Origin of the sequence: Micromonospora sp. NBC_00860 (genome assembly GCF_045207375.1) — a bacterium.
GTDB lineage: Bacteria > Actinomycetota > Actinomycetes > Mycobacteriales > Micromonosporaceae > Micromonospora > Micromonospora vinacea.
On record NZ_CP108825.1, the window covers coordinates 1,882,914 to 1,908,351 of the forward strand.

Consider the following 25,438-nt stretch of genomic DNA (forward strand, 5'->3'; position numbering starts at 1 on the left):
TGCTCGACGAGAGCGTCACCGCTCGCGGCTACGCGGGGTCCAGGTGATCGAGTCGTGCGAGGTCGGCGGTGCCGGACCGGACCACAGCCGCAGCCAGCGCGACGGTGGCCGGCTGGATCCCGCTCTGCTGCTCCGAGGTGGCGACCCGGACCGACTGCGCGAGATGCGCCCGCAGGTGCCCGGCGAGCAGGCGGTGAAACGGCTGCCCGTTGGCCGCCCGCAGCGCTGTCATCTCCTGCGCGGTGACCATGCCCGGCATGTCGTGCCCCTCGTGCGGGTTCGTCGTCGGCGCGGCGGCGTCGGCCAGTAGCCGGCGGGCGCGGTCCAGTTCGGCGCGCCGGGTGGTCGCGACCTGGGCGGCTGTCCGCCGCCAGGCTGGGTCGGTGGTCCGCGCCGGCACCAGATCGAGGACGGGCAGCAGGCGTTCGGTCATCGCCACCGTCAGTTGCAGCCAGGCGATGTCGGTGGGGTTGAACGCCGTACCCGTGGGGGTTGGCGCGGTCGTCGCCGGTGGCGCGGTCACGGGTGGTGTGGCGGTGCTGGCCGCGTCTTGTGGCCCGATGCCACAGCCGCCGACGAGCAGCACGGCGATGAGCACTGTGGACGCCATCGACTGGCGCATCCGACCTCCTTCCGCCCAGGGCAGCGGGCCCGGGGAACCGGACCCGCCGCCGTGGTGTGAGCCTGTCGGCTCAGATCGGTCGGCCGTCGTGACCGCACTTGATGACGGGACGGATGCAGTCCTGGACCCGGCGGGCCAACTCCGCCACCGGCCAGGCGTTGAAGAAGTCGCCGTGCATCGTGTAGCCCGGCCCGGAGGCCAGCCGGAACCGCGACGGGTCACCGGTGACCGGGTACCGCAGCACCTGCCGCAGCTTCGGCACGTGCACCGGGTGGGTGCTCGGGCAGGCCTGGTTCACCGGGTACGCCAGGTGGCTCTTGTGGTCCGGCGAGTCGAGGTCACGGCCGTTCCAGCACTGCGGGAAGTCCAGGTACGACTCCAGCATGGTGCCCGACGGGCAGTTGACGAAGTCCTTCGACGGCGGCACGTGCCCGGCGTGCAGGCAGGACCAGCGGGCGATGCTGTCGTTCGGCCCCGTGGCCTTCGCGTTGCCGGCGACGAGCCGCAGCCCCAGCGGGAACGGCTGGGTGTTCGCGACGACGTCGGCGCGTACGCCCTCGCCCAGGTAGTAGAACGTGGCGATCGCCGGCTCCACCGCGACGTTGTCCCGGTACAGGGTCGGCACCCAGTACGACGAGACGTCCACCCGCGGGTTGCAGGTGGTTGGCGAGTTGACCAGGTCCGGGAGGGTGGTCCTGGCGTTCGTCACCGTGCTGCCGAAGAAGCTGTGCATGTGCGACGCCCCGGGCAGCCCGGGGAAGACGATCGGGTCGTCGGGCAGCCGGTGGCTGTAGGTGCAGTCGGCGGGGAACTCGGCGACCCGGATGGCGTTGACGCCGTAGTCGGCGCCGGCTTGGCCGGGGGCGGCGTCGGCCCGGTTGGTGGTGGACACCAGGTACGTGCCGAGTAGCACCAGCAGGGCGCCGATCGCCGTGGCGAGGCGCAGTCGGCGGGGGATGCCGGAGAGGGGTGCGGCCCTGTCCATCGTGACTCCTGTCGGGGACGGGTCAGGGGCAACTCCGGCGCCGCCGCCGAAGGCAGCGGAGTGTGTCCTGGCCAGACTGGTGGTGGCCGGTTGGGCCGGTGCGAGAGAGCGCTCTCACTGCCCCTCAGCCTCACGTTGAAGTCGACAATTGTCAATACGTGCCGCAGATGGTGGAAAGACGACGAAGGGCCGGACCCCGTGGTGGGGTCCGGCCCTTTCGTTTCGTGTGGTGCGGGTCAGCTGGTGGCGTAGCCGCGGGTGGCGATCCAGTCGGCGAGGTGCTCGACGGTGACCTCGTAGGAGGCGGTGTTCGCATCGGCGGAGTCGGCGATCTTCACCACGTTCCCGCCGTCGCGGTAGCCGACGACGCTGATGTAGTGCCCGCCCTCGAAGGAGTGCACGCCGCCGTCGGTGTCGACGCTGGTGCCGGCGATGTTGGCGACCACGGCCCGGCCGTCGTCCACGGTCTTGACGATGTCGGCGCGCAGCCGGTCGGTCTGCTTACCGTCAGCGTCAGGGCTGGAGATCTCCACGCTGTGGTAGGCGTCGTTCTTACCGGTCTCCTTGTTCAGCACGGGGGTGATGTCGTTGATGGAGTTGGTGCCGGCCTCGGTGGTGCCCATCTCCTTGGCCATGGCGTCCACGCTGATCTCCTTGCCCTGCACGCTCAGGGCGTTACGCGTGGCGGCCGGGCCGCAGTAGTAGAAGTTCGGCTGCGCCTCGTAGCGCACACCGAGCTGACGCTCACCGGCGGGCTTGCGGTCGGTCTGGGTCTGGGTGGCCGGCTTGGCATCCGACGCGGCGTACGCGGCGGTCACCGGTCCGGCGATGGCGCCACCGGTGAACGCGAGGCCGGCGGCGGTCAGGGCGGTCTTACGGATCAGATCGGTACGCATGATGGCGTGCTCCTCTGCATCGGGGGTGCCCGCACGACAGTTCGGGGGGTGCGTGCCGTGCGGGAAAGTCTTGTTGCCCGGCGACCCGCGAGAAGGGGGGTCGGCGTCGGGACAGGGTGTAACCGTTCGCGGTAGCGGGTCATTCCCGCAGGGGGTTGGCCGTTGTGGTGCTCGGCCGTGCGGGGGATGTAACCGGGGCGGCCTGCCAGGTGTTCCCGGCGGCTGCCCCGCCCCACGACCCGATGGTCGCGGTGGCATGCCAGGTATAACGACCCCGGCCCGCCGCCGATTCCACCGTCGGGGTGGCCCCGACCACCCGACAGTCGGGGTTAAACCGGACAAGGCGCCCAGCCGGCGAAACGGACATGGCGGCCAGGGTGACCTGATCGACACGGGTTCACGGAAATCGTGGCGTCCGGGTGCCGGGGATACCCCGACATCATGAAAGCCGAGTGGATCAAGCGGGTTCGCGCCGTTCGCGCGCCTAGACGGGGCCGAGGCAGGGGGCCGGGGCAAAGCGTCGGGCGAATTGGCCCGATCTGAGGTCAGTGCGCGCCCCGGCCCGACTTGGGGCGGGGCGCCGCTCAGATCGGCCCGGCCACGGGTCAATCGCGGTCTGGCTCGGGGCGACCCAGCGGCAGAGCGTCGTGCGGACTGGCCGGCCAGGGAGCAACGCACCGTGCGGAACCTCGCGACCCTCATGATCGTGCTCGATCCGGGAAACAGGTGGCTCCCGACGCCGCGAGGCCACTACATCCAGGATCGAGCACGCTCGGGGCGGTGTGCGTCGTCAAGATCCGCGCAATATCGGGGATGTTGCTGTCTCCCGCGTGTCGGAGGCAGCAACATCGGGGAAGTTGCGGAGATCTTGGCGCGGGGCGCGGGGCGCGGGGCGCGGGGCGCGGGGCGCGGGGCGCGGGGCGCGGGTGCCCGCGACATCCCTCGACGTCAAGGACAGCGCGTCGACAACGCCGCCGTATGTGGCACACGCGTGGTGCCACAGCGGCGGGGTGGTCCCGACGTGCGGGTGGGGCAGCCCGAACGTGTCGGACTGCCCCACCCGGGAGTGCGGGGACGAATCAGAACCCGAGGACGCTCCGCCCGCCGACCACCGGCAGCCGCAGCTCACTGTCGTTCGGCGCGACCCGCAACTCGGTGCCGCCCAACGGCAGCAGTGTGTACTCCTGGTCGCTGGAGAAGACGACCACACCGATCCGGTGCCCCGCCGGGAAGACGTAGTCCTTCGGCTCCATGGTCCAGCGGTAGTCGTACAGCTTGCCCTGCTTGACCGGCTCGGTGCGTGCGGCGCTCTTGCGGTTCTGCGGGTCCATCCAGCCTCGCGTCACCACGGTCGGGGCGGCGGTCGACCCGGCCGGGCCGTAGTCGACCAGGTACGCGGTGAGGTTCGCGTCAGGCTTGTTGTCGATCGCCATCCGCAGCCGCATCTCCGGACGCCCGGAGATGCGCACGCTCTGCGTCAGCTCGGGGGAGCGGTAGGCGAGTCGGTTGGCGCTCGCGGTGTCCGGGTTGGACACCAGGGTGTCCGGGTGGATGGTGCGGCCCTCGTCGACGAAGCTCTGCTCGATCTTGGCCTTCGGCGGCTTGCCCGTGGTGAGTGCGCCCGGGGCGGTGGCGTCGGTGGCGGCGAACCGCAACCCAACCTCCCGTGCGGCCGGGTCGGGCCAGTTGGCGTACGTGGTGTAGGCGCGGTCCTCGCGCTGGAGCACCGCCGTCGGCTCGTCCATGATGCCGTTGCGCACGTTCCACAGCCAGAAGTCGAACCAGCGGTTCTCGGTCTGCTTGTAGGTCCACGTCTGCCCGCTGGGCAGTGTCACCGACGCGCTGCTGCCCGGGCCACCGTGGCCGCCCTGGTGCAGCCAGATCTTGCGGGGGACGTCGCGCTTGGCGAGCTGGTCCCACCAGCCGGCGAAGTGCTCGGTCTTGACGTTCCAGTCGTTGAGGCCGTGCACGACGAAGACGCTGGCCTTGACGTCGCGGGCGTCGAGGTAGTCGCGATCCTGCCAGAACGTCGAGTAGTCGCCGGTGACCCGGTCCTGCTTGGCGGTGATCTCCGCGAGTTCGTCGGCGCAGGGCCCTTCGGCGCGGGCCTGCCCGGCGGTGTACTGGGCCAGGATGTCGAGGTCCTCACCCTGGTACGTCCCGGGCGCGACCACCAGACCGTTGGCCCGGTAATAGTCGTACCAGCTGCTGATCGCGGAGACCGGCACGATGGTCTTGAGCCCCTTGACGCCAGTGGTGGCCACCTGGTTGGGCAGCGTCCCGTTGTAGGAGACACCGGTCATGCCGACCGCGCCGGTGGTCCAGCCGGCGGTGACCGGGGCGCCGTTCGCGTCGTACCCCTTCGCCCGGCCGTTGAGCCAGTCGATGACCGCCTTGGTGCCGAGCGTCTCGGCCTGGTCCCCGCTGGTCGGGCAGCCGTCGGAGTCGCCGGTGCCGACGCTCTGGCCGAGCACCACCGCGTACCCGCGGGGCACGTAGTAGTCGTCCAGCGAGCCGGGCAGGTTGGCCTTGGCCTGGGCCCGCTGTGCGCCGGCGTCGAGGGCGCGTCGCCCGTTGCGGTCGGTCAGGCCGTTCTGCGGCAGGTCGTCGACCAGCACGCTCGGGTACGGCACGTCACCCCAGGTGCCCTTGCGGTACGGGCTGTGCTCGAAGATGACCGGCACCTTGAAGCCCTGCGTGGCGGTCTCCCGGGGGCGGGAGATGTCGATCGCCACCCGGTCGGGTCGACCGTCGTGGTCGGTGTCCACAGGGGTCTGGACGAACACCCGCTCCTCGATCGCGTCGGCGAGCGAGAACACCGGTTGGGTCATGCCGTCGCTGACCACGATGCCGGTGGGCGTGGTGGGCGTGGGCGGAGCCGCAGCCGCTGGTGGGGCTGCGCTGAGGACCAGAGCGCCGGACACGCCGACGGTCAGGAGTGCCAGATGACGGGGTCGACGCACGCGCGTCTCCCTTCGGTTGGGCTGGTTGCCGGGGTCGGCAGGGGCCAATCTCGAAGATCCATTCGTGGTCATGCTAGGTCCGGCGCGGCGTTCCGTCGATCCCCTCGGCTGTCCACCGTGGCCGGTCAGGGAGTCGGCGGTGTCACCGCGATGATCAGGTGGGCACGCTGGTCGCTGGCGTTGCGGTAGAGGTGCGCGAGGCGCGAGTCGAAGGTGACCGACTCGCCGGCGGTGAGGGTGTACGACTCTCCGCCGATCTCGGCGACGACCTCACCGGTGATGACGATCGCGCACTCGGTCGACGGGTGCGCCCACGGCTCGGCGGAGCTGGCGTCGCCGGGTGCGAGGTGGGCCTGGAGCACCTCCAGGTCGCCGCGGCCGGGGGTGAGTCGTTCGTAGGTGATCTGGCCGGGTGGCGCGGCCAGCCTGGTCCGGGCGCCGACGCGGCTGACGTGCACGGGTGGCGCCTCAGGCTCGGAGAACAGTTCCGCGATCGAGGTGTCGAAGACCTGGGCGAGCTTCCGCAGGGTGGACAGGCTGGGGTCGGTCGCGCCGTTCTCGATCTGGCTGAGCAGGGCGGGGGACACGTCGGCGGCTGTGGCGAGCTGACGCAGCGTGAGGGAGTGCTGCTGACGCAGGTCGCGGAGTCGGTCACCGAGCATGTGTCCTCGTTCCAAAACAGTGTGACTGAATCTTGATTGACCAGACTATACGGGCCTGTTTAGGATCCCTGAACATCAGGCGCTGATGTTCAACCTTACTGAACAGGCCATGTCGCGTCGAAGCCTCGCGGATCCCGCACGGCGGGCCGCGCGATACGAAGGTAGGAACAGCATGTCGGTGTCTCCCCGCCGGCTCCTCGCCGGGGCGTCCGCTCTGGCGACGCTGGCCGTCCTCTCCGTCAGCGCCTGTAGCGCCGGCGGCAGTGGTGGAAACGCGAACGGTACGGCCAAGACCCTCACCGTGAACACCTCGTTCGTGCTCAAGACCCTCGACCCCGGCCGGGTCTACGAGGCAACCGGTCTGACCGCCGTGCACGCCCTCTACGACACCCTGCTCACCTTCAAGGGTTCGGACGTCAGTAAGCCGGTCCCCGCGCTGGCCGAGTCGTACCAGGCGTCGCCGGACGCCACAACGTTCACCTTCAAGCTCCGGCAGGGCGTGACGTTCGCCGACGGCACCCCGCTCACCGCCGACGACGTCGTCTTCTCGCTCAACCGCCTGAAGAACATCAAGGGCAGCCCCGCGGTCACCGTCAGCGGCCTGACCGTGACCAAGACCGACGACAGCACCGTCGTGGTCGTCTCGGCCACCCCCGACCCGAACATTCCGGTGGTGCTGTCGATGCCGTCGACAGCGGTGCTCAACTCCAAGATCGCCAAGGAGCACGGTGCCCGCGACGGCGCCGACGCCGCCCAGGGCGACACCGCGCAGCAGTACCTGGACACCAACTCCGTCGGCAGCGGCCCCTACGTGCTGAAGTCCTACGACCCGTCGTCGCAGGTGGTATTGGAGGCCAACCCGAAGTACTGGGGCACGAAGCCGCAGTTCTCCCGGGTGGTGCTGCGCAACATGGACGTGCAGACCCAGAAGCTGACAATGCAGCGCGCCGAGGCCGCCGAGATCTCCCTGGACATCTCCGGCAAGCTCCTCGACGGACTGCCGGGCAGCCTGCAGACCTCCGGCGTGCAGGACACCGTCTACTTCCTCTTCCTCAACGCCGACCCGGGCGTCTCGGCGGTCACCTCGAACCCGAAGTTCAACCAGGCCCTGCGCGCCGCCATCGACTACCAGGGCATCGCCGCCCTGTACGGCAAGGGCGCCGCCCCCGGCGCCGGGCTGGTCGCGCCCGCCTTCCCGGGCGCGCTGCCGGCCGGCGAGGAGTCCAAGCGGGACGTGGCCAAGGCCAAGGCGCTGCTCACCGAGGCCGGCCTGACCAACCCGACGGTGAAGTTCACCTACCCGGCCATCACCTACAAGGGTGTGGACCTCGGCACGGTGGCCACCAAGGTGCAGGGCGACGCCGCCGAGGCCGGCATCAAGCTGGAGCTCAACCCGCAGCCGCTGACCACGTTCCTCGACGAGATGCGCGGCGGGAAGTCACCACTCGGATTCACCCCGCAGAGCCTGAACTACCCGGTCGCCGACTCACTGATCAACAACATGGCACCGGGCCAAGCGACCGCGCTGCGCTCCGGCTGGACGGTCGAGCGGGCCGACCCGGCCGTGGTGGCCGCCGGCAAGAAGGTCACCGCGACCCTCGACCTGGCCGGCCGGGCCACCGCCATGCAGGAGTGGCAGCGGCTGATGAACGCGTCCTCGCCGTACCTCGTGCTGGCCAGCAACTCCTCCATCGTCGTGGCGACCACCGACCTGACCGGGGCGGACTACACCGCCGCTGGTTGGCAGGTGGACGTCGCCGCGGTCGGCCGCAAGTAGTCCCGACGACATGACGACAGTCCACGACGGTGAGCCGGGCGCGGTCGCCACGACCGCGTCCCGGCCCCGGGGTCCCCACCCGCTGCTGACCTTCCTGGCCAAGCGGGTGGCGGTCACCGCCGGCCTGCTGCTCGGCGTCACTGTGGTGACGTTCGGTCTGGTCAACGTGGTCCCCGGTGACCCGGTCACCGCCAACCTCTCCGACCAGGCGCTCAACGACCCCGCCGCGGTGGCCGCCTTCCGCGAGAAGTGGGGCCTGGACCAGCCGCTCTGGGCCCAGTACCTGCACTACCTGGGCAACCTGCTGCACGGCGACCTGGGCCACTCCCAGCAGACCGGGCGGGCCGTCCTGGACGATCTGCTGCACTACGTGCCGGCAACCCTGGAGCTGGCGCTGCCGAGCATGGTGCTGGCGCTGCTCATCGGCACCGGGGTCGGCATGCTCGCGGCGGTCCGCAACGGCCGGTTCACCGACCAACTGGTCCGGGTCGGCGCCCTGCTCGGGCTCTCCACCCCGCCGTTCTGGCTGTCCCTGGTCGTGCTCTACGTCTTCTTCTACCAGCTCGGCCTGGCCCCCAGCGGCGGGCGACTCTCCACGGACTTCAGCCCACCGCCCACCGTCACCGGCATGTACACGGTCGACGGGGCGCTCGCCGGGCAGTGGGACGTCGCCTGGGACGCCGCCCAGCACCTGTCCCTGCCGGTGCTCGTGCTGACCTCGCTGACGGTGGCGATGCTGGTCCGCTTCGTCCGCTCGGCGATGCTCGAGGTGCTCCAGCAGGACTACATCCGGGCCGCGTACGCCAAGGGCCTGCCGACCCGGGTGGTGCTGCGCCGGCACCTGCTGCGCGCCGGCCTCGTCCCGGTGGTCACCGTCTCCGGCCTGGCGTTCGCCTCGCTGCTCTCCGGGACGGTGCTGGTCGAGAGCATCTTCGGCTGGCCCGGCGTCGGCCAGTACGCGTACCGCAGCGCCACGGCGCTGGACCTGCCCGCGATCCTCGGCGTCAGCCTCTTCGTGGCACTGGTCTACACGCTGGTCAACCTGACCGTCGACCTGCTGTACGGGCTCATCGATCCGAGGATCCGGTTGTCATGACGACACTTGTAGACCCGAAGGCCGAGCGGGCCCTGGGCCGACGCCGCTGGCTCGGCCGACTGCGCGGCGGCTCGGCCGGCCGACCGGTCTGGCGTCAGCCGATCACCGTGGTGGCGTTGACCATCCTCGGTGGATGGTTGCTGCTGGCGTTGCTCGCCGACGTTCTCGCGCCGTACGACCCGCTGGCGCAGAGCGCCGACACGTACGCGTCGCCCTCCGGGGCGCACTGGTTCGGCACCGACTCGCTCGGCCGGGACATCCTCAGCCGGGTCGTCCACGGCGCCCGCCTGTCCATCCCGCTGGCCCTGGCCATCGTCTCGTTGGCCCTGCTGGTCGGCGGGCTGCTCGGGCTGGTCGCCGGTTACGTCGGCCGGTTCGTCGACGAGGCGCTGATGCGCCTGACCGACCTGGTGTTCGCGTTCCCGCAGATCATCCTGGCCATGGCGGTGACGGCGGCGTTCGGCCCGAACACCCGCAACGCCGTGCTGGCCCTGGTGATCGTCTCGTGGCCGGTCTACGCCCGGGTGATCCGCAGCGCCGTGCTGAGTATGCGCGGCGACGACTACCTCAACGCCGCCCGCCTGCTCGGCGTCGGGCCGGTCCGGGCGTTGCGCCGCGACGTGCTGCCCAACAGCATCGGCCCGGCGATCGTGCTGGCCACCCTGGAGCTGGGCAACGCGGTGCTGCTGCTCGCCGCCCTGTCGTTCCTCGGCCTGGGCCCGCGTCCACCGGCCGCCGAGTGGGGCTCGATGGTGGCCCTCGGCGCGCAGGACCTGTCGATGTGGTGGGTCAGCGTGTTTCCCGGCCTCGCCATCCTCACCGTGGTGATGGCCTTCAACGTGCTCGGCGACGCGCTGCGCGACCGGCTCGACCCCCGTTACACGAAGGGACGCTGAGGTGGCACCGCTGCTCGACGTCGACTCCCTGGCCGTCACCCTGCCCTCACCGCGTGGCCCACTGCCGATCCTGCACGACGTGTCGTTGACAGTCGACGAAGGGGAGTTGGTCGGCATCGCGGGGGAGAGCGGCTGCGGCAAGAGCCTCACCGCACAGACCCTGCTCGGTCTGCTGCCCCCGGGGGCGGTGGTCAGCGGCTCGGCCCGGTACGCCGACACCGAACTGCTGGGCCTGGACGCCCGGGGCTGGCAGCGGGTGCGTGGCGCCGGCATCGCCATGGTCTTCCAGGACCCGAGCGCGGCCCTGCACCCCATGCTCACCGTCGGCCGGCAGCTCACCGAGCACATGCGGGTGCACCTGCGGATGGACCGTCGAGCTGCCGGCCGCCGCGCGGTGGAGCTGCTCGACCAGGTCCGCATCCCGGACCCGGAGCGGGCGCTGCGCGCGTACCCGCACCAGTTCTCCGGAGGCATGCGGCAGCGGGTGGCCATCGCCATCGCGCTGGCCGCCCGGCCCCGACTGCTGATCGCCGACGAACCGACGACCGCCCTCGACGTGACAGTGCAGGCCGGCATCCTCGCCCTGCTGGAACGGCTGCGCGCCGAGACCGGGCTGGCCGTCGCGTTCATCACCCACGACCTCGGGGTGCTCAGCGCCCTCACCACCCGTGGCTACATCTTCTACGCCGGGCGGGTCGTCGAGACCGGCCCGACGGGCAGCCTGCTCACCGCCCCCACTCACCCGTACACGGCCGCGTTGCTCGGCGCCCGACCGCACGGCACCCAGACCGGCGGGACGTTGCGGCCCATCCCGGGCGCCCCGCCGGCACCCGGCGAGGCGCCGCCCGGCTGCCCGTTCCAACCCCGATGCGGGTACGCCGAACCGTCCTGCGGCGAGGCCCCGCCCCCGCTCACCCCCGCCGGAGCCGACCGGTCGGTGGCCTGCGTGGTCCGTCCGCACCTGGAGGTGGCCGCGTGAACACCACAGCGCCCGCGCGACTGTCCTTCACCGACGTCGAGGTCGAGTACCGCTCCCGAGGACGGGGTCGGGTGCGGGCCGTCGCCGGGGTCAGCCTGGAGGTGTCGCCCGGCCAGATCGTCGGGCTGGTCGGCGAGTCCGGGTGCGGAAAATCCACACTGGCCCGCGTCGCGGTCGGGCTCAGCGCACCGAGCGCCGGCACCGTCGAGTACGCCGGCCGACCGGTCACCCCGCTGGGCTGGCGACCCCGCTCCGGCGCCGAGGTCGGCCTCCAGATGGTCTTCCAGAACCCGTACGCCTCGCTGAACCCCCGGCGCACCATCGGTTCCCAACTCCTCGACGGCGTGCCAGCGGCGGTCGCCGGGTCGGCCCGCCGAGCCCGGGTGCACGAGCTGCTCGAACGGGTGGCCATGCCCACCAGCGCCGCCCAGCGGTATCCGCACCAGTTCTCCGGCGGTCAGCGGCAGCGCCTGGCGATCGCCCGCGCGCTCGCCCCGGAACCTCGGATGATCATCGCGGACGAGCCGGTGACCGCGCTGGACGCCTCGTCCCAGGCCCAGGTGGTCAACCTGCTCGTCGGGCTGGTCCGCGACCTCGACATGGGCATGCTCTTCATCTCCCACGACCTGGCGCTGGTGCACGAGATCGCCGACGTGACCGCTGTGATGTACCTGGGCCGGATCGTCGAGTCCGCACCCACCCGCGAGCTGTGGCGCGAGCCCCGCCACCCGTACACCCGGGCGTTGATCGACGCGGTGCCGCAGATCGGGCCCACCCCGCGCCTGCCCGCCATCCTCGCCGGTGAGGTGCCCGACCCGGCCAATGCGCCCACCGGGTGCCGTTTCCGGCCACGTTGCCCGCACGCGTTCGCGCCCTGCGGGGAGCAGCCGCCCACCGTCGACCTGGGCGGCCGCAGCGTCGCCTGCTGGCTCACCGACTCCGCCACGGCCCCGACCGTCGCGCGCTCACTCTGAGGACGCCCATGCGCAAGCCCACCGAACAGGTCCTGGTCAACCTCGCCCTCTACGACGGTGTCCAGGACGCCCTCCAACCGGATCGCGGCATCTGGATCGACGCCGACGGGATGGTCCGTGCCGTCGGTCAGGTCGACGACGTCCTCGCCGAGGCCGGCGCGACCCGGGTGGTCGACCTGGGCGGCGAGCACGTCATGCCGGGTCTGACCAACATGCACGTCCACCTCTCGCTGGGGCTGCCGGGCCACCTCGCCGACACGGTGCACGGCGCCAACCTGGCCGAGCTGGTGCTGCTGATGGCCGACTCGGCCCGGCGCACCCTGCACTCCGGTGTCACCACCGCCCGCCTCGTCGGGGAGAGCCGGTACGCGGACTTCGCCCTGCGCAGGGGCATCGAGGCCGGCGCTGTCGACGGCCCGCGCATCTTCACAGCGGGGCACGCGCTCTGCTGCACAGGCGGGCACGGCTGGGACGCCGACGCCCTGGAGGCCGACGGCGCGGACGGTTTCCGTCGGGCCACCCGCGAACAGCTCCGCGCCGGCGCCGACCTGATCAAGGTCTGCATCTCCGGCGGGATCGCCGGCCAGCACGAGGCGATCGACACCCCGCAGCTGCTCGACGACGAGATGGCAGCGGTCATCCGCGTCGCGCACGACTGGGGGCGCAAGGTCACCGCCCACGCCGGCCCGGCCGACTCGGTCCGCCGTGCTGTCGAGCTGGGCCTCGACTGCGTCGAGCACGGGTACGAGCTGACCGACGACGTCACCCGACTGATGGCCGAGCGGGGTGTCTGGTACGTGCCGACGATCGTGGTGAGCCGGTGCGAGCAGTTCTTCCGCGACTCCGGGGTGCCCGGCTGGCTGATGGACCGGGCCCTCGCGGCCGGCCCCCGGCACTGGGAGAGCCTTCAGCACGCCATCCGCAACGGCGTGCCGATCGCCCTGGGCAGCGACATGCCCCCGCACGCCGGCTACGACGAGACCACAGCGACCATCCGCGAACTGGAGTTCATGGTGGACGCGGGGATGCCCGTCGCGGACGCGCTCAAGGCCGCCACGACCCGCCCCGCGCAGTGGCTGGGTCGTGCCGACACCCTCGGCACCGTTGAGGCCGGCAAGCACGCCGACCTGCTGGTGCTGCGCGACGACCCGACCCGCTCGGTCTCCGCGTTGCGCACCCTGCACGCGGTGATGAAGGGCGGGGTGGCGTACCGCGACGACCACGGCCGGCTCGGCGTACCGCGATGAGCAGCATCACCCGGATCGCCGACGGGTACCTCGACGCGCTCGCCGAGCTGGACCCGCAGGCGGCCGAGGCGGTGGGGCGTACACCCCTGTCGCACGTTCCGGACCTCTCGCCGGAGGGGTTCGACGCCCGCGCGGAGCTGGCCCGACGCACCGCGACGGCCGCCGCCGCGGCGACCACGCACGACCCCGGCGAGCGGTCCCTGGCCGACGCCCTGGTCGACCGGCTGGCCAGTGAGGTCGACCTGTACGACGCGGGCTTCACCACCCGACTGCTCGCCCCACTGGCCACGCCGGTGCACCTGCTCCGGCAGCTCTTCGACAATCTGCCCCGGCAGACCGAAGATGACTGGGCGGTGGTCGCCGACCACCTGCACCAGGTGCCCGACGCCCTCGACCGGTACGCCGTGACGCTGCGCCGGTCGGCGCAGCGGGGGCAACTGGTCGCCCGCCGCCAGGTGCTGGTGGTCGCCGACCAGTGCACCTCCTGGGCCACCGCCGACTTCTACGGGCGGTTGGTGGACGGCTGTCCCGACGGCCCGCTCGCCGCTCGGCTGCACCGGGGCGCGCGGCTGGCGACCGCCGCCACCGCCGGGTTCGCCGCGTTCCTCCGCGCCGAGCTGGCGCCCGCCGCGTCCGAGGTGGACGGTGTGGGCGGCGACCTGTACCGGGTCACCGCCCGCAGTTTCCTCGGCGCGACAGTCGACCTCGACGAGGTGTACGAGTACGGCTGGGCGGAGTTGGCCCGCACCGCCGCCGAGCTGCGGTCCGTCGCGGGCGAGCTGGGCCACTCGCGGGTGGCCGCCGCGCGGGCGGCCCTGGACGCCGACCCGGCCGGTCGGGTGGCGGCCGGGCCCGCCCTGGAGGAGTGGTTGCGCCAGCGCACCGAGCAGCTGACGCAGGCCCTTGACGGCACCCATTTCGACATTCCGTCCGCCACCCGCCGGGTGGTGTGCCGGATCAGCCCCGCCACGTCCGGGGTCATGTACTACACGCCTCCCGACCCGGCGTTGACGCGTCCCGGCGCGATCTGGTGGTCGGTGCCCACTGGCGAGTCGACAGTGCCGGTGTGGCGGCACGTCGGCACGCTCTGCCACGAAGGGCTGCCCGGCCACCACCTCCAGCACGCCGTCACCCTCACCACCGCCGCCCTGCACCCGTGGCAGCGCACCCTCTGCCAGGTGCACGGGTACGCCGAGGGGTGGGCGCACTACGCCGAGCGCCTCGCCGACGAGATCGGCCTGTACGCCGACCCGGCCGAGCGGCTCGGCATGCTCGACGGCCAGCTGTGGCGGGCCGCCCGGGTGGTCATCGACCTGGGTCTGCACCTCGGGCTGCCGATCCCGGCCGGCAACGGGTTCACCGAGGAACGCCGCTGGACGCCCGCGCTCGCGGTGGACGTCCTCACCCGCGTCGCCGGTCTGGACGCCGAGACCGCGCGCTTCGAGGTCGACAGGTACCTCGGCTGGCCGGCGCAGGCCCTGGCCTTCAAGGTCGGCGCGCGGCTGTGGCAGCAGGCCCGCCGGGACGCCGAGCGCCGCGAGGGTGCGGCCTTCGATCGGAAACGCTTCCACCACACCGCGTTGGCGCTCGGACCCATGGGACTGGATCCGCTCCGCGCCCGCCTGGCCGACCTGCAGTGAACACCCCGCACTGCCACACCCCCGATCGGAAGTGACCGCCGATGACCACCGATGACCTCACCACCACCATCACCGACCTGTACCGGTCCCTCGGCGACCGGCCCGCCTTCGACGCGTACCTGCACCCCGACCTGACGTTCTGGGAGTCCGACGCCGATGGCCTGCTGTCCGGCCTGCCGGCGCTCGACGACCTGCGGGACCGGCGGGCGACCCGGGCGACGGGGTCGGCGCCGATCTCGGTGGCGCCGGAACACCTGCGCGCCGACGCCTGGGGCGACACCGGCCTGGTCCGCTACGTGCTGCGGGCCCGCTTCGCCGACACCCGGCCGGACGAGTGTTTCCGGGTGACCGACGTCCTGCGCCGCGAGGATGGCACCTGGCGCATCGTGCACCACCACGCGGAGGCCGTGCGATGAGCGTCGAGCAACCGACCACCGACCTGTACGACCTGCGGGTCGTGGTGGAGCGAATCGAGGGACGCTCGGTGTGTGGCCTCAAGGCGGGCGACCACTTCGACGTGACCGGCTCCAACCGGCTCACCATCCCCGCAGGCAAACACTTCTGCCTCTACGCCCTGGCGGCGTGCCTGCCGCTGCTGCCGGCGAAGCAGCGGGCGCTCGCCGAGGGCGACTGGATGGCCCGCGACAGCCACGTTGCCTGCCCGGACCCGGACGAGCGGCTCATCATGCGCATCGAACGGACCGGCCTCCAGCGCATCCCCACCGAGGAGCTGACGTGAGCGCTGGGCTGGTCGGCATCGGCCTACAGTCCGACAAGTCCGCCGACGAGTACGCCGAGCTGGCCGAACTGACCGAGCGACACGGCTTCGACGTGCTGTCCGTCTTCGGTGACCTGATGTACCAACCGCCGATCTTCCCGCTGCTGGTGGCGGCCCGACACACCCGGCGGATCCGCCTGGGCGCGGCGTGCCTCAACCCGTTCACCCTGCACCCGGTGGAGGTCGCCGGTCAGGTGGCCGCACTGGACCTGGCCTCGCGGGGCCGGGCCTACCTCGGCCTGGCCCGGGGCACCTGGCTCAACGAGGTCGGTGTGCCGCAGGTCCGGCCGATCCGGCGCATCGTCGAGACGGTCGCCGTCGTACGGCTGCTGCTCGCCGGCGACGACAGCGGTTTCCAGGGCGCGGAGTTCACAGTCGCACCGGGCACGTCGCTGCGGTACACGCCGGCCCGTGCCGACGTGCCGGTCCTCGTCGGCACCTGGGGGCGGCAGACCGCGCGGTCAGCGGCCGGCTTCGCCGGCGAGGTCAAGGTCGGCGGGTCGGCCAACCCGGCGATGGCCCGGATCATGCGCGCCTGGCTGGACGACGCGGCGGTCGAGGACCGGGACGGCACGGGTGTCGTGCTCGGCGCGGTCACCGTCGTCGACGAGGACGGTGCGCTGGCGCGCCGGGTGGCCCGCCGCGAGGTGGCCATGTATCTGGCGGTGGTCGCCGCCCTCGACCCGACGATCGAGGTGGACCCGGAGCTGCTGGCCCGGATCCAGCAGCACGTCGGCCGCAGGGAGGACGACCTCGCCGGCGCGCTGATCGGCGACGACCTGCTCGATCTGTTCGCCTTCTCCGGCACGCCCGAGCACGTCGCGGGGCAGGCCGCGGCGGTGTTCGACGCCGGGGCGAGCCGGGTGGAGTTCGGCACCCCGCACGGGTTGACGCCGCACGGCGGCATCGACCTGCTCGGCCGGCGGGTGCTCCCACTGTTACGGGCGTGAAAACCTCCTCGTCGAAGGCTCCCCGTAGATCATTCACCTGCATATGATCTTGCCGGAGTCGCCCAAAGAGGCGGGTTCGTCCACATTAGACGAGGAGCGACATGCTCAGAAAAACGCGGTGGCTGTTGGCCGTCGCCGTCACGGCCACGACGCTGACCGCCCTACCGGGCGGCGCGGCCACAGCCGGCCCCAGCGACATCGGCCAGACCGGCGCACCCGCAGCCTCGGCCGACGGGAAGACCCACACCGTCACCCTGCTGACCGGGGACGTGGTGACCGTACGGGACACCGGATCGGGCTGCCCGCAGGCAACGGTGCGGCCAGCGGACGAGAACGCGGTGATCCACCAGAGCTGCGGCCCCGACGGTCACCTGCACGTCGTCCCCGCCCGCGTCGCGTCCCAGCTCGGCTCGGTGCTCGACCCCGACCTGTTCGACGTCACCACGCTGATCGCCGACGGCTACGACGACGACAACTCCATCGAGTTGCCGCTCATCGTGCAGCCCGCCACCGCGTCCGCCCGGGTGGCCGCGCTCGGTGACGTACTGCCGCTCCCCAGCATCGGTGCGGTCGCCGGCCGCGTACCCAAGAAGAGCCTGGCCACCGCGAAGCTCGCGACCAACTCGCTGCTCGCCGGGGCGAAGAAGGTCTGGCTCGACCGCAAGGTGCGGGCCACCGCCCTGACCGACGCTGGGCGACCCGCCGGCCTGGACCGCAACCTGGGCCAGATCGCCGCGCCAGATGCCTGGAAGGCCGGCTACACCGGCAAGGGCGTCCGGGTCGCGGTGCTCGACACCGGCGCGGACTTCACCCACCCGGACCTGGTCGGCCGGGTCGCCGAACGGGCCGACTTCACCGCCGAGGGCGGCGACGCCGTCGACCACAACGGCCACGGTACGCACGTCGCGTCCACCATCGCCGGCACCGGCGCGGCCGCCCACGGCCAGCGTCGCGGCGTGGCCCCGGACGCCAAACTGGTGATCGGCAAGGTCCTCGACGACCACGGCTACGGCGACGACTCCGGCATCATCGCCGCCATGGAGTGGGCCGCCCCCCGGGCCGACGTCATCAACATGAGCCTCGGCGGCAGCGACCCGGACGACGGCAACGACCCGCTGTCGCTCGCCGTCGACGGTCTGAGTAAGTCCACTGGCACGCTCTTCGTCATCGCCGCCGGCAACAGCGGCGCCGCCATCTCCTCGCCCGGCTCGGCCGCCAGCGCGCTGACCGTCGGCGCGGTCGACCGCAACGACAAGCTCGCCGACTTCTCCAGCCGCGGGCCGCTGGTCACCAGCAACGTGGCCAAGCCGGAACTGGTCGCCCCCGGTGTCGACATCGTCGCCGCCCGGGCCGCCGGCACCAACCTCCAGGACCCGATCGACAGGTACTACGAGGCGATCAGCGGCACCTCGATGGCGAGCCCGCACGTGGCGGGCGCCGCCGCGCTGCTCGCCCAGCGCCACCCGGACTGGACCGGTGAGCGGCTCAAGGCCGCCCTCGTCGGTGCCGCCGACCCGCTCACCGGCATCGACCCGTACGCCGTCGGGGCCGGCCGGCTCAACGCGGCCCGGGCCCTCGGCGGCCCGACCAGCAACCAGCCGGTGGTCAACCTCGGCACCTTCGCCTACCCCCAGTCGGGGACGAGTGAGACGACGCTGAGCTGGACCGGTGAGTCGACGGCTGTTCTCGACCTCGACGTGTCGATCGTCAACCACGACGGCCAGCCGGTGCCGCGCGGCGCGGCGTCGCTCTCGACGAGCCGGCTGACGCTCAAGCGCGGCGCCACCGCGGCGGCGACCCTCCGGGTCAACCGTGCCGCGCTGGCCGCCCGGCCGGGCTTCTACCTGGCCACCGTCACCGCCCGTTCCGGCCGCAAGCTGGTCGCGACGACCCCGGTGAGCTTCCACGTCGAGCAGCCCAGCTACGACCTGACGATCCAGACGAAGCCGCTGCCGGGCCTGAAGGACGGCGCGGAGAGCTGGATCAACCTGATGGTCACCAACCTCACCGACCCGCTGATCTACCACGACGGCGCGGGCGGTACGCCCGGAGACACCTTCACGCTGCGGGTGCCGGCCGGCCGGTACGCGATCCTCGGCTCCTCCGTCGCCTACTACGTCGACAGTGACGTGCTGGAGACGACCCTCGCCGCCGAGGCCGACCTGGACGTGCGCGGTCCCCGAAGCGTGACGCTCGACCCGGCGCGGGCCAAGCCGGTGACGGCGACTGTCGACGGGGTGCCCACCACGCCCACCCGGACCGACTTCACGAACGTCCAGACCGCGCCGAACGGCCTGTCCTGGTGGCACCAGATCAGCGGGTACGGGGCCACGACGACGGTCCGCACCACAGCGCTGCCCAAGCCCATCGTCGGCTCCCGGCGCACCTGGGGGGCCGTCAACCTGGACTCGCCGGCCGGCACCGCCAACCCGTACCGCTACAACCTTGTGCACGAGTACCCGGGCGGCGTACCGGCCGACCCCGCCTTCCGGGTGAGCAAGGCGGAGCAGGCCAAGCTGGCCCGGATCGACGAGCGGTTCCACCAGACGGATTCGCCGGAGATGTTCACCCAGCTGGTTCGTACCGGCATGACCCGCGACGGGGTGGGGGTGACCCAGACCCACGAGGGGAACCTGCCGCCGTACCGGACCGACTACCTCTCGCCCGACATCCTCTGGGCCGACCAGGGCGTCTACGGCGGGCTGGCCGCCGACGAGGCACCCCGCAGCTACCAGCCGGGCAGCCGGCAGACCAAGATCTGGGCGCGGCAGCCCCTGCACTCCGGCTGGTACGACGACCCGGCCGGTGCCGACTGGAGCTGCGCCACCGCGCCGTCGCGGACCCGGGGCAACCTGCATCTCGACCTGGTGTCGCTGACCGACCAGCACCAGCGGGCCGACTGCCTCCAGGGCGAGACGATCGGCGTGAAGCGCAAGCTGTCGGTCTACCGCGACGGCAAGCTGGTCGACGAGCGGTCAGGCCCGTACGGCGACTTCACCGTCCCGCAGTCGATGGCCGACTACCGGGTGACCCTCGACGTCGACACGAGCCTGATCCTGCCGATCTCGACGAAGGTCAACACCTCGTGGACGTTCCGGTCCGCCGGCCCCGACGGGACCGGGAGCGTGCCGTTGCCGCTGCTCGCTGTCGACTACGCCCTGCCGATGGACCACAACAACCACCCGGTCGACGGAACGGCCGAGTTGGCGGTCCGGCAGGCGCACGGTGTGAAGACGCAGAAGGTGACCTCGTTCCAGGTCTGGACCTCGACGAACGACGGTGCCACCTGGACGTCGGCCCGGGTCACCGGCAGCGGCGACAACTACCGGGTCGCCCTGCCGACCGCCGCCGCCGGGCAGCCCGTGTCGTTGCGGGTGAAGGCCACCGCCAACGGCGGTAGCGGAATCGACCAGACGATCATCCGGGCGTACCACGCCGGCTGACCGTCAACGCGGTGGTGCGGCCCGGCTCCGGTCGGGCCGCACCACCGTTTTTGGCGCGGTGTCGATCCAGCCCCACCTCGTTCGTCGTGACGGTGAACCGTGACGCCGCCAACGAGAGGCACGCCCATGACGACCGTCACCGAGACACCGCTGCGCCGAACCCGTTTGCTGCTGGGCTGTGGCACTGTCGCCGGCCTGCTCTTCCCCGTCCTGTCGTTCGGGCAGGCGTTCACCCGATCCGGCTTCGACCTGCGCCGGCACGCGGTCAGCTCACTCACCCTCGGCGACCTCGGCTGGTTGCAGGTCGTCGCGTTCGCGAGCACCGGCGTGCTGGCCGTCGCCTTCGCGCTGGGCCTGTGGCAGGCGCTGCGACCGGGCCGGGCCGGCACTGTGGTGCCGGTGCTTGTCGGCGTGTACGGGGTGGCGATGGTCGGCGGCGGGATCTTCGTGCCCGATCCCGCGCTCGGCTGGCCACCCGGCGCCCCGGCGGGACTGCCCGAGCAGGCCAGCACCGGCAGCATCCTGCACACGGTGTGCGGCGCGGCGGCGTTCCTGTCGCTGATCGCGGCCGGCCTGCTGCTCGCTCGACGGTTCGCCGCCCAGGGCGACCGGACCTGGGCGCTCTACAGCGCCACCAGCGCTGCCGTCGCGTTCGTGCTCACCGCCCTGCCGTGGAGCGAGGGGAGTGCGAGCATCCGCTTCGCCGTCGGAGCGGTGCTCATCTCGGGGTGGCTCGTGGCGCTCTCCTGGCGAGCACGCGACGAAGTGGCCTGACCGCTGAGGTGATTCTGGTCGTACGCACGTGACAGCATCACGTCATGGCCACAGCGAAGCAGCCAGTAGCCGTTCCGACCGCGATCAGCGTCGACGACTTCCTGGCCAGCAACCCCGACGAACGTAGGCGGGCCGACGCGGGGCGGCTCCGCGCGATCATGGGCGAGTTGACCGGGGAGCCGGCGGTGATGTGGGGCCCGAGCATCGTCGGCTTCGGCAGCTACCACTACACCTACGAGAGCGGGCGTAGTGGCGACGCGCCCCTGGTGGGCTTCTCGCCACGCAAACAGCACCTCGTCGTCTACCTCACCGGCGGCGGTCTCGAGGAGCGGTACGGCGCGCTCCTCGGCCGGCTCGGCCCGCATCGCGCCGGAAAGGGATGCCTCTACCTGAAGCGGCTCGACGACGTCGACGAGAGTGTGCTGCGGCAGCTGATTGAGCGCACCGTCCGGGTGCACAGGGGCGTCGACCGGGCCAGCCGCCGATGAGCCCTCGACGTCACTGGCCTTCCCAGACCGCCTTCGCCCCGGAGTCGCCGGTGCGGACCACGTAATACACGGTGACGGCGGCGGCCACCAGCGACAACACCTGCAACGCCAGGGTCAGCGGCCGACCGGGCCGCCCATCCGTGCTGGCGTCGGCGGCCCTCGGCGGGACGAGCCGGACCAGCGCCAGGGCCACCACCCCCAACCCGATGCTGGCGTAGAGCGTGATGTCGCCGAACTCCTGGTGCGCCTCCAGCTTCGGCAGGAACTCGGGCGTGACCCGGTTGGCGGCGCGCATCCGCTCGAGGAAGGCGTCACCGGAGAGCTTCGTCAGCAGGGCCGCGACGGGCGCGCCCACGGCGAGCAGCCCCAGCACCCACCGGGTGTGCGGCCGGATCAGCGGGACGAACGCGTAACCGACAGTCAGCAGGGCCAGCAGCGGCACGAACGCGACAGCGGCGTGCAGCAGCAGAGGGTGGGCCGGGATGCCCATGAACTCCTCGAACATCGGCGTCTCCTCCGGTGACATCGGCCTGGACGTTGATCGTCCACAGGGGGGACGCTATCGGTACCACGCGGGCGTGTCATCCCCGCCGACCGCTGACCTGTCGCAACGCAACGCGGCCAGGTCGACGGCGTCCGCCATCGCCTGCATGCCCTTGTCGTTCGGATGGATGTGATCCCCGCTGTCGAAGAACGGCAGCAGCGCCTGCCTGTCGTACGGGCTGCGGGTGATCCGGTCGAAGTCGACCACGGCGTCGAACACGCCGCTGTGCCGGATCCAGTCGTTGACGCCCTGGCGCACTGCCTCACCGGCGGCGTCGTACTCCGGCCAGCCCTTGTACGCCATGACGGTGGCGCCCACGACGCACCTGCCCGTCGCGTGCGCCCGGTCGGCCAACTGCCGATAACCAGTGGTCAGGTCGTCCACTGTCACGCCGGTGTGGGCCTTGATGTCGTTGATGCCCTCGTACACGAACACCGTGTCGACACCGGGCTGGGAGAGCACGTCACGATCGAAGCGGCGCAGCGCGGCCTCACCGGCGCCGTCGGCGAGCACCTTGTTGCCGGAGATGCCGGCGTTGGCCACGCCCCTGACCGGGCTGTCCGGCGCGGCCTGGAGCCGCCGGGAGAGGTAGTCGGGCCAGCGCCGGTTCGCATCCGTGCTGGAGGCCCACCCGTCGGTGATGGAGTCGCCGAGGGCCACCACCGAGCCGGTCGCTGTGGACGTCCGCACGCTGACGGCGTCCAACCAGTACCAGGAGGTCATCGAGTCGGTCCAGTTGGTCGCCGCCTCCTCGGCGGCGTGGTCACCGGCGGTCGCGTACGACGTCTGCAGGGCCATGCCGTGCCCGCTCGTCGGGCCCTGCGCTCCGGTGACGTGGAGGCTCACCACGAGATTGCTCTGGGCGGCCAGCCTGCCGGGCAGTGGGTCGCTGAGGATCGTCTCCCCGGCAGCGACGGTGACCGACGGCTGCCCGCCGAACGTCAGCCGCCGGTTGCTGCCTGCGACCAGCTCGGCGCCCTGCCGCTGCAACCCGGCGTACGCGCTGGCGAAGGTCACCGGGTGGTCGCCGAAGGCGTTGGTGAGGCGGATCCGCAACGCGTCCCCGCCGACGCTGGTGCGCACCACCAGCCGGTAGCTACGTTCGGCGGGCCCGGCGCCCTGCCGGTCGGCACTGGCGGCCCAGGTGACAGCGAAGTGTCGGCCGGCACCGGCCGTCGGGTCGTGCCGCGTCCGCGCCTGCGCCGCCGACCCGACCAGTGGTACGCAGAGCAGCGCGGCCACGGCGGCGGCCGCCCCGCGTCGGGCGAGCCCGGCCCGCATCAGAGGTTCCTCAGGGTGACCGACTCACCGGGGCGCAGAGTGACCTGGCGGGACCGGCCGTTGGCCAGCACTGTCGTGCTGCGGCCACCCACGCTGGTCAGGCGCGCCTGGGTGACCCGCCCGTCGCGCCAGCTGAGGTCGGCGGTGAAACCTCCGCGTACGCCGACACCGGCCACCGAACCGGCGGACGCCCAGGCGGCGGGCAGCGCCGGCAGCAATTCGACGTGACCGGGCCGGGAGTAGAGCAGCATCTCGACGATCGCGGCGGGGGTGCCGAGGTTCGCGTCGATCTGGAAGATGCCCCGGCCGGGGTTCGTCTCGTAGATGTCGAAGAGGTTCATGGCGCTGCCGTTGCTGCCGTTGGTCGACGGCCGCAGGTTGTTGACGATGAGCTGGTACGCCTTCTCCGCGTCCTTCAGCCGCGCCCAGCACAGGCTGCGCCACGCGTTGGCCCAGCCGAAGCTGTTCATGCCGCGCGCGGTGAGCAGGGCGGTGGCACCGGCGACGATCTCGGCGGGCGTGGAGCCGTCCGGGCGGATCCGGTCACCGGGGAAGAGACCGATCAGGGGGGAGAGGTGCCGGTGGGTGGTCTCACCGAGGTTGTCCGGTGACATCCACTCCTGCAACCAGCCGGAGGTGGGGCTGACCTCGGGCAGGTAGAGGCGCTTGCGGAGCGCGTCGATGCTCCGGGCGTGGTCGGCGTCGCGGCCGAGCACCCGGGCGGCGGTGTGGTAGTTCTGGAAGAGGTTCCACACCAGCTCCTGGGAGTAGGTGTTGCCCCGGGTGTCCTGCGGCCCGTGCTCGGCCGACCAGTCCCGGTCGGCGAGCAGCACCTCGCGCGTGGCGCCGGACGCGTCGGTGACGGTCGCGGTGACCAGTCGGGTCTCCCAGAACTCCACGGCACCCTTGACGACCGGGTAGATCTTCGCCAGGTAACCGCGGTCCTGGGTGTACTCGTAGTGCTCGAACAGGTTCTGGCAGAGCCACGCGTTGCCGCTCGGGTGCCACCACCACCCGCTCCCGCCGTACGGGTTGGTGGAGAAGGCGACGGCCCACCCGGCGACCCGGCCGCTGGTGTTGCGGAACCGGTTGGTCGGGGTGTTGAAGAGCCGCTGGGTGACCTCGGTCCAGACCGGCAACTGCGACACGCAGTAGTCCGCGAACGCGTCGAAGGTGTCGGTCAGGCCGGCCCGGTCGGCCGGCCAGTAGGTCATCTGGATGTTGACGTCGCTGTGGTAGTCGCCCATCCAGTCCGGGTCGTTGCCGTCCAGCCACGGGCCCTGCAGCCCGATCGGCAGGCTGCCGCGCGACCCGGAGATCAGCAGGTACCGGCCGAACTGGAGGTACGCGGCCTCCAACTCCGGGTCGGGGACGTTGTCGCGCCAGCGCGCCTGTACCCGCCCCCAGGTGTCCAGTTCGCGCTGGCCGGCGGACGACGCGCCGAGGTCGATGGCGAACCGCTCGAACGTCGGGCGGACGTCGGCGACATGGGTGTGCAGGAGCTCGCGGACCGACGCGCGCGCCGCGGCCAGGACCTTGTCCCGGGCCAGTCGTTCCGGCTGTGCCGATTCGTCGCGGAACCCGGTAGCGGCGGTCGGCGCATAGTTGGTGCCGCCGCTGACGGTGACGGTGAGGTCCCGGCAGTCGGTGAAGGAGATGGACGTGCCGGTCACCGTCACCGTTCCGGTGCCGCTGTACGCGGTGACGGCGGCACCGTAGCGCAGCCCGTTGGCGAAGGAGGCGCCGAACGAGGCGTATCGACCGGCGGGGTCGGCGGTGGTGGATTCGCCGTGGGTGCCGGCCAGGGAGACGGTGCCGGTGTACGTTCCGCCGCCCTGCGAGGTGAAGTGCAGGACGATGACGTCGTCCGGTCGGCTGGCGAAGATCTCCCGGCGGTAGCCCACCCCGCCGATGTCGTACGCGGTGCTGAGCAGGCCCTGCGCGAGGTCGAGGGTGCGACGGTAGGCGTCGACCGCCCCGAGGTCGTGCCCGGGGATGTCGACGGTGAGCGTGGCCAGCATGGTGAGCGAGCCGAAGTCCTCGCGCCCGTACGGGAACTGGCCGTCGCTGTCGAGGGTGTCGTTGCGGCCACCGGTCCAGAGCGTCGCGTCGGTGATCGTCAGGAACTCCCGGGAGGGGTCGTTGCTGGCGAGCGCGCCGAGTCGGCCGTTGCCCACCGGCAGGCCCTGCTCGATCATCGAGGTGGCGGAGCCGGGTGCCCGCCACCAGAGCTGGTTCTTCGCGGCAACCTCTGGGGCGAGCATCGGCGACGTGGTGGGACGTCGGGGTGCGGGGGTCGCGGCGAAGGCGGGCAGGCCACCGAGGGTGGTGGCCGCGCCGGCGGCGGCGGCCAGCGTGAGGAAGCCGCGGCGGCTGGGGTGGTTGTCGCGCGTGCTGCGGATCTCCATGTCGGGTTCTCCAACCTGGGTGTTCGGCGGATGCG

Annotated in this window: 21 protein-coding genes; 13 read left to right on the forward strand and 8 right to left on the reverse strand. The window is 71.8% G+C overall.

Features of this window, described 5'->3' with window-relative positions; genetic code table 11:
• Positions 1–28 precede the first annotated feature (28 nt).
• From OH804_RS08535 to OH804_RS08555, 5 genes are all read right to left on the reverse strand, one after another.
• Positions 29–622 carry a DUF305 domain-containing protein gene (locus tag OH804_RS08535; RefSeq protein ID WP_406064098.1) on the reverse strand — a complete coding sequence of 198 codons (594 nt, stop codon included), beginning with the start codon at positions 620–622 and terminating at the stop codon, positions 29–31.
• A 70-nt stretch (positions 623–692) separates the two neighbouring features.
• A complete protein-coding gene (locus OH804_RS08540; protein WP_196923629.1) occupies positions 693–1,607 on the reverse strand; it encodes a DUF1996 domain-containing protein in 915 nt (304 codons plus the stop codon).
• Positions 1,608–1,843: 236 nt separating this feature from the next.
• Complete coding sequence (locus OH804_RS08545) at positions 1,844–2,503, reverse strand: C39 family peptidase (protein WP_406062710.1); 660 nt, start codon at positions 2,501–2,503, stop codon at positions 1,844–1,846.
• 1,079 nt (positions 2,504–3,582) lie between these two features.
• Entirely contained in the window at positions 3,583–5,466 is a 1,884-nt protein-coding gene (locus tag OH804_RS08550) for a Xaa-Pro dipeptidyl-peptidase (protein WP_406064100.1), read from the reverse strand.
• 125 nt (positions 5,467–5,591) lie between these two features.
• Positions 5,592–6,128: a helix-turn-helix domain-containing protein gene (locus tag OH804_RS08555; RefSeq protein WP_124772961.1), complete on the reverse strand. Its 537-nt coding sequence runs from the start codon at positions 6,126–6,128 to the stop codon at positions 5,592–5,594.
• 172 nt (positions 6,129–6,300) lie between these two features.
• Between OH804_RS08555 and OH804_RS08560 the strand changes: the two genes are divergently transcribed.
• The 13 genes from OH804_RS08560 to OH804_RS08620 all read left to right on the forward strand — a co-directional run bounded on the left by OH804_RS08560 (position 6,301) and on the right by OH804_RS08620 (position 21,170).
• The gene (locus OH804_RS08560; RefSeq protein WP_406064102.1) at positions 6,301–7,905 is read left to right on the forward strand and encodes an ABC transporter substrate-binding protein; all 1,605 of its coding nucleotides are present in this window, start codon (positions 6,301–6,303) and stop codon (positions 7,903–7,905) included.
• Between the two features lie 10 nt (positions 7,906–7,915).
• Positions 7,916–9,001: an ABC transporter permease gene (locus tag OH804_RS08565; RefSeq protein WP_196923625.1), complete on the forward strand. Its 1,086-nt coding sequence runs from the start codon at positions 7,916–7,918 to the stop codon at positions 8,999–9,001.
• The gene (locus OH804_RS08570; protein WP_406064105.1) at positions 8,998–9,897 is read left to right on the forward strand and encodes an ABC transporter permease; all 900 of its coding nucleotides are present in this window, start codon (positions 8,998–9,000) and stop codon (positions 9,895–9,897) included. The genes OH804_RS08565 and OH804_RS08570 overlap by 4 nt, the downstream gene beginning before the upstream one ends.
• 1 nt (position 9,898) lies before the next feature.
• Positions 9,899–10,876 (forward strand): ABC transporter ATP-binding protein, encoded by a 978-nt coding sequence (locus tag OH804_RS08575; protein ID WP_406064107.1) that lies wholly within the window; start codon positions 9,899–9,901, stop codon positions 10,874–10,876.
• The gene (locus OH804_RS08580) at positions 10,873–11,850 is read left to right on the forward strand and encodes an ABC transporter ATP-binding protein (protein ID WP_307788737.1); all 978 of its coding nucleotides are present in this window, start codon (positions 10,873–10,875) and stop codon (positions 11,848–11,850) included. Before OH804_RS08575 ends, OH804_RS08580 begins: the two co-directional genes overlap by 4 nt.
• An 8-nt stretch (positions 11,851–11,858) precedes the next feature.
• Positions 11,859–13,097, forward strand: a complete 1,239-nt coding sequence (locus tag OH804_RS08585) for an amidohydrolase family protein (protein ID WP_406064110.1) — start codon at positions 11,859–11,861, stop codon at positions 13,095–13,097.
• The gene (locus OH804_RS08590; protein ID WP_406064112.1) at positions 13,094–14,737 is read left to right on the forward strand and encodes a DUF885 domain-containing protein; all 1,644 of its coding nucleotides are present in this window, start codon (positions 13,094–13,096) and stop codon (positions 14,735–14,737) included. Before OH804_RS08585 ends, OH804_RS08590 begins: the two co-directional genes overlap by 4 nt.
• A 41-nt stretch (positions 14,738–14,778) precedes the next feature.
• Entirely contained in the window at positions 14,779–15,153 is a 375-nt protein-coding gene (locus tag OH804_RS08595; RefSeq protein WP_406064114.1) for a nuclear transport factor 2 family protein, read from the forward strand.
• Positions 15,150–15,476 carry a TIGR04076 family protein gene (locus tag OH804_RS08600; protein ID WP_196923618.1) on the forward strand — a complete coding sequence of 109 codons (327 nt, stop codon included), beginning with the start codon at positions 15,150–15,152 and terminating at the stop codon, positions 15,474–15,476. The genes OH804_RS08595 and OH804_RS08600 overlap by 4 nt, the downstream gene beginning before the upstream one ends.
• A complete protein-coding gene (locus tag OH804_RS08605) occupies positions 15,473–16,465 on the forward strand; it encodes an LLM class flavin-dependent oxidoreductase (RefSeq protein ID WP_406064116.1) in 993 nt (330 codons plus the stop codon). Before OH804_RS08600 ends, OH804_RS08605 begins: the two co-directional genes overlap by 4 nt.
• Before the next feature lie 101 nt (positions 16,466–16,566).
• On the forward strand, positions 16,567–19,908 hold the full coding sequence (locus OH804_RS08610) for a S8 family peptidase (protein ID WP_406064118.1): 3,342 nt from the start codon (positions 16,567–16,569) through the stop codon (positions 19,906–19,908).
• A gap of 126 nt (positions 19,909–20,034) precedes the next feature.
• The gene (locus tag OH804_RS08615; protein WP_406064120.1) at positions 20,035–20,682 is read left to right on the forward strand and encodes a DUF998 domain-containing protein; all 648 of its coding nucleotides are present in this window, start codon (positions 20,035–20,037) and stop codon (positions 20,680–20,682) included.
• Positions 20,683–20,726: 44 nt separating this feature from the next.
• Positions 20,727–21,170 (forward strand): DUF1801 domain-containing protein, encoded by a 444-nt coding sequence (locus OH804_RS08620; protein WP_406064122.1) that lies wholly within the window; start codon positions 20,727–20,729, stop codon positions 21,168–21,170.
• A gap of 10 nt (positions 21,171–21,180) precedes the next feature.
• Here the strand turns inward: OH804_RS08620 and OH804_RS08625 are convergent, their stop codons facing one another.
• Genes OH804_RS08625 through OH804_RS08635 form a run of 3 tightly spaced genes read right to left on the reverse strand, consistent with a single transcriptional unit; the run spans position 21,181 to position 25,403 of the window.
• The gene (locus OH804_RS08625; RefSeq protein WP_406064124.1) at positions 21,181–21,675 is read right to left on the reverse strand and encodes a DUF2231 domain-containing protein; all 495 of its coding nucleotides are present in this window, start codon (positions 21,673–21,675) and stop codon (positions 21,181–21,183) included.
• Between the two features lie 54 nt (positions 21,676–21,729).
• On the reverse strand, positions 21,730–22,995 hold the full coding sequence (locus OH804_RS08630) for an SGNH/GDSL hydrolase family protein (protein WP_406064126.1): 1,266 nt from the start codon (positions 22,993–22,995) through the stop codon (positions 21,730–21,732).
• Positions 22,995–25,403, reverse strand: coding sequence for a glycosyl hydrolase family 95 catalytic domain-containing protein (locus tag OH804_RS08635; RefSeq protein ID WP_406064128.1), 2,409 nt, complete (start codon positions 25,401–25,403; stop codon positions 22,995–22,997). The genes OH804_RS08630 and OH804_RS08635 overlap by 1 nt, the downstream gene beginning before the upstream one ends.
• Positions 25,404–25,438 lie beyond the last annotated feature (35 nt).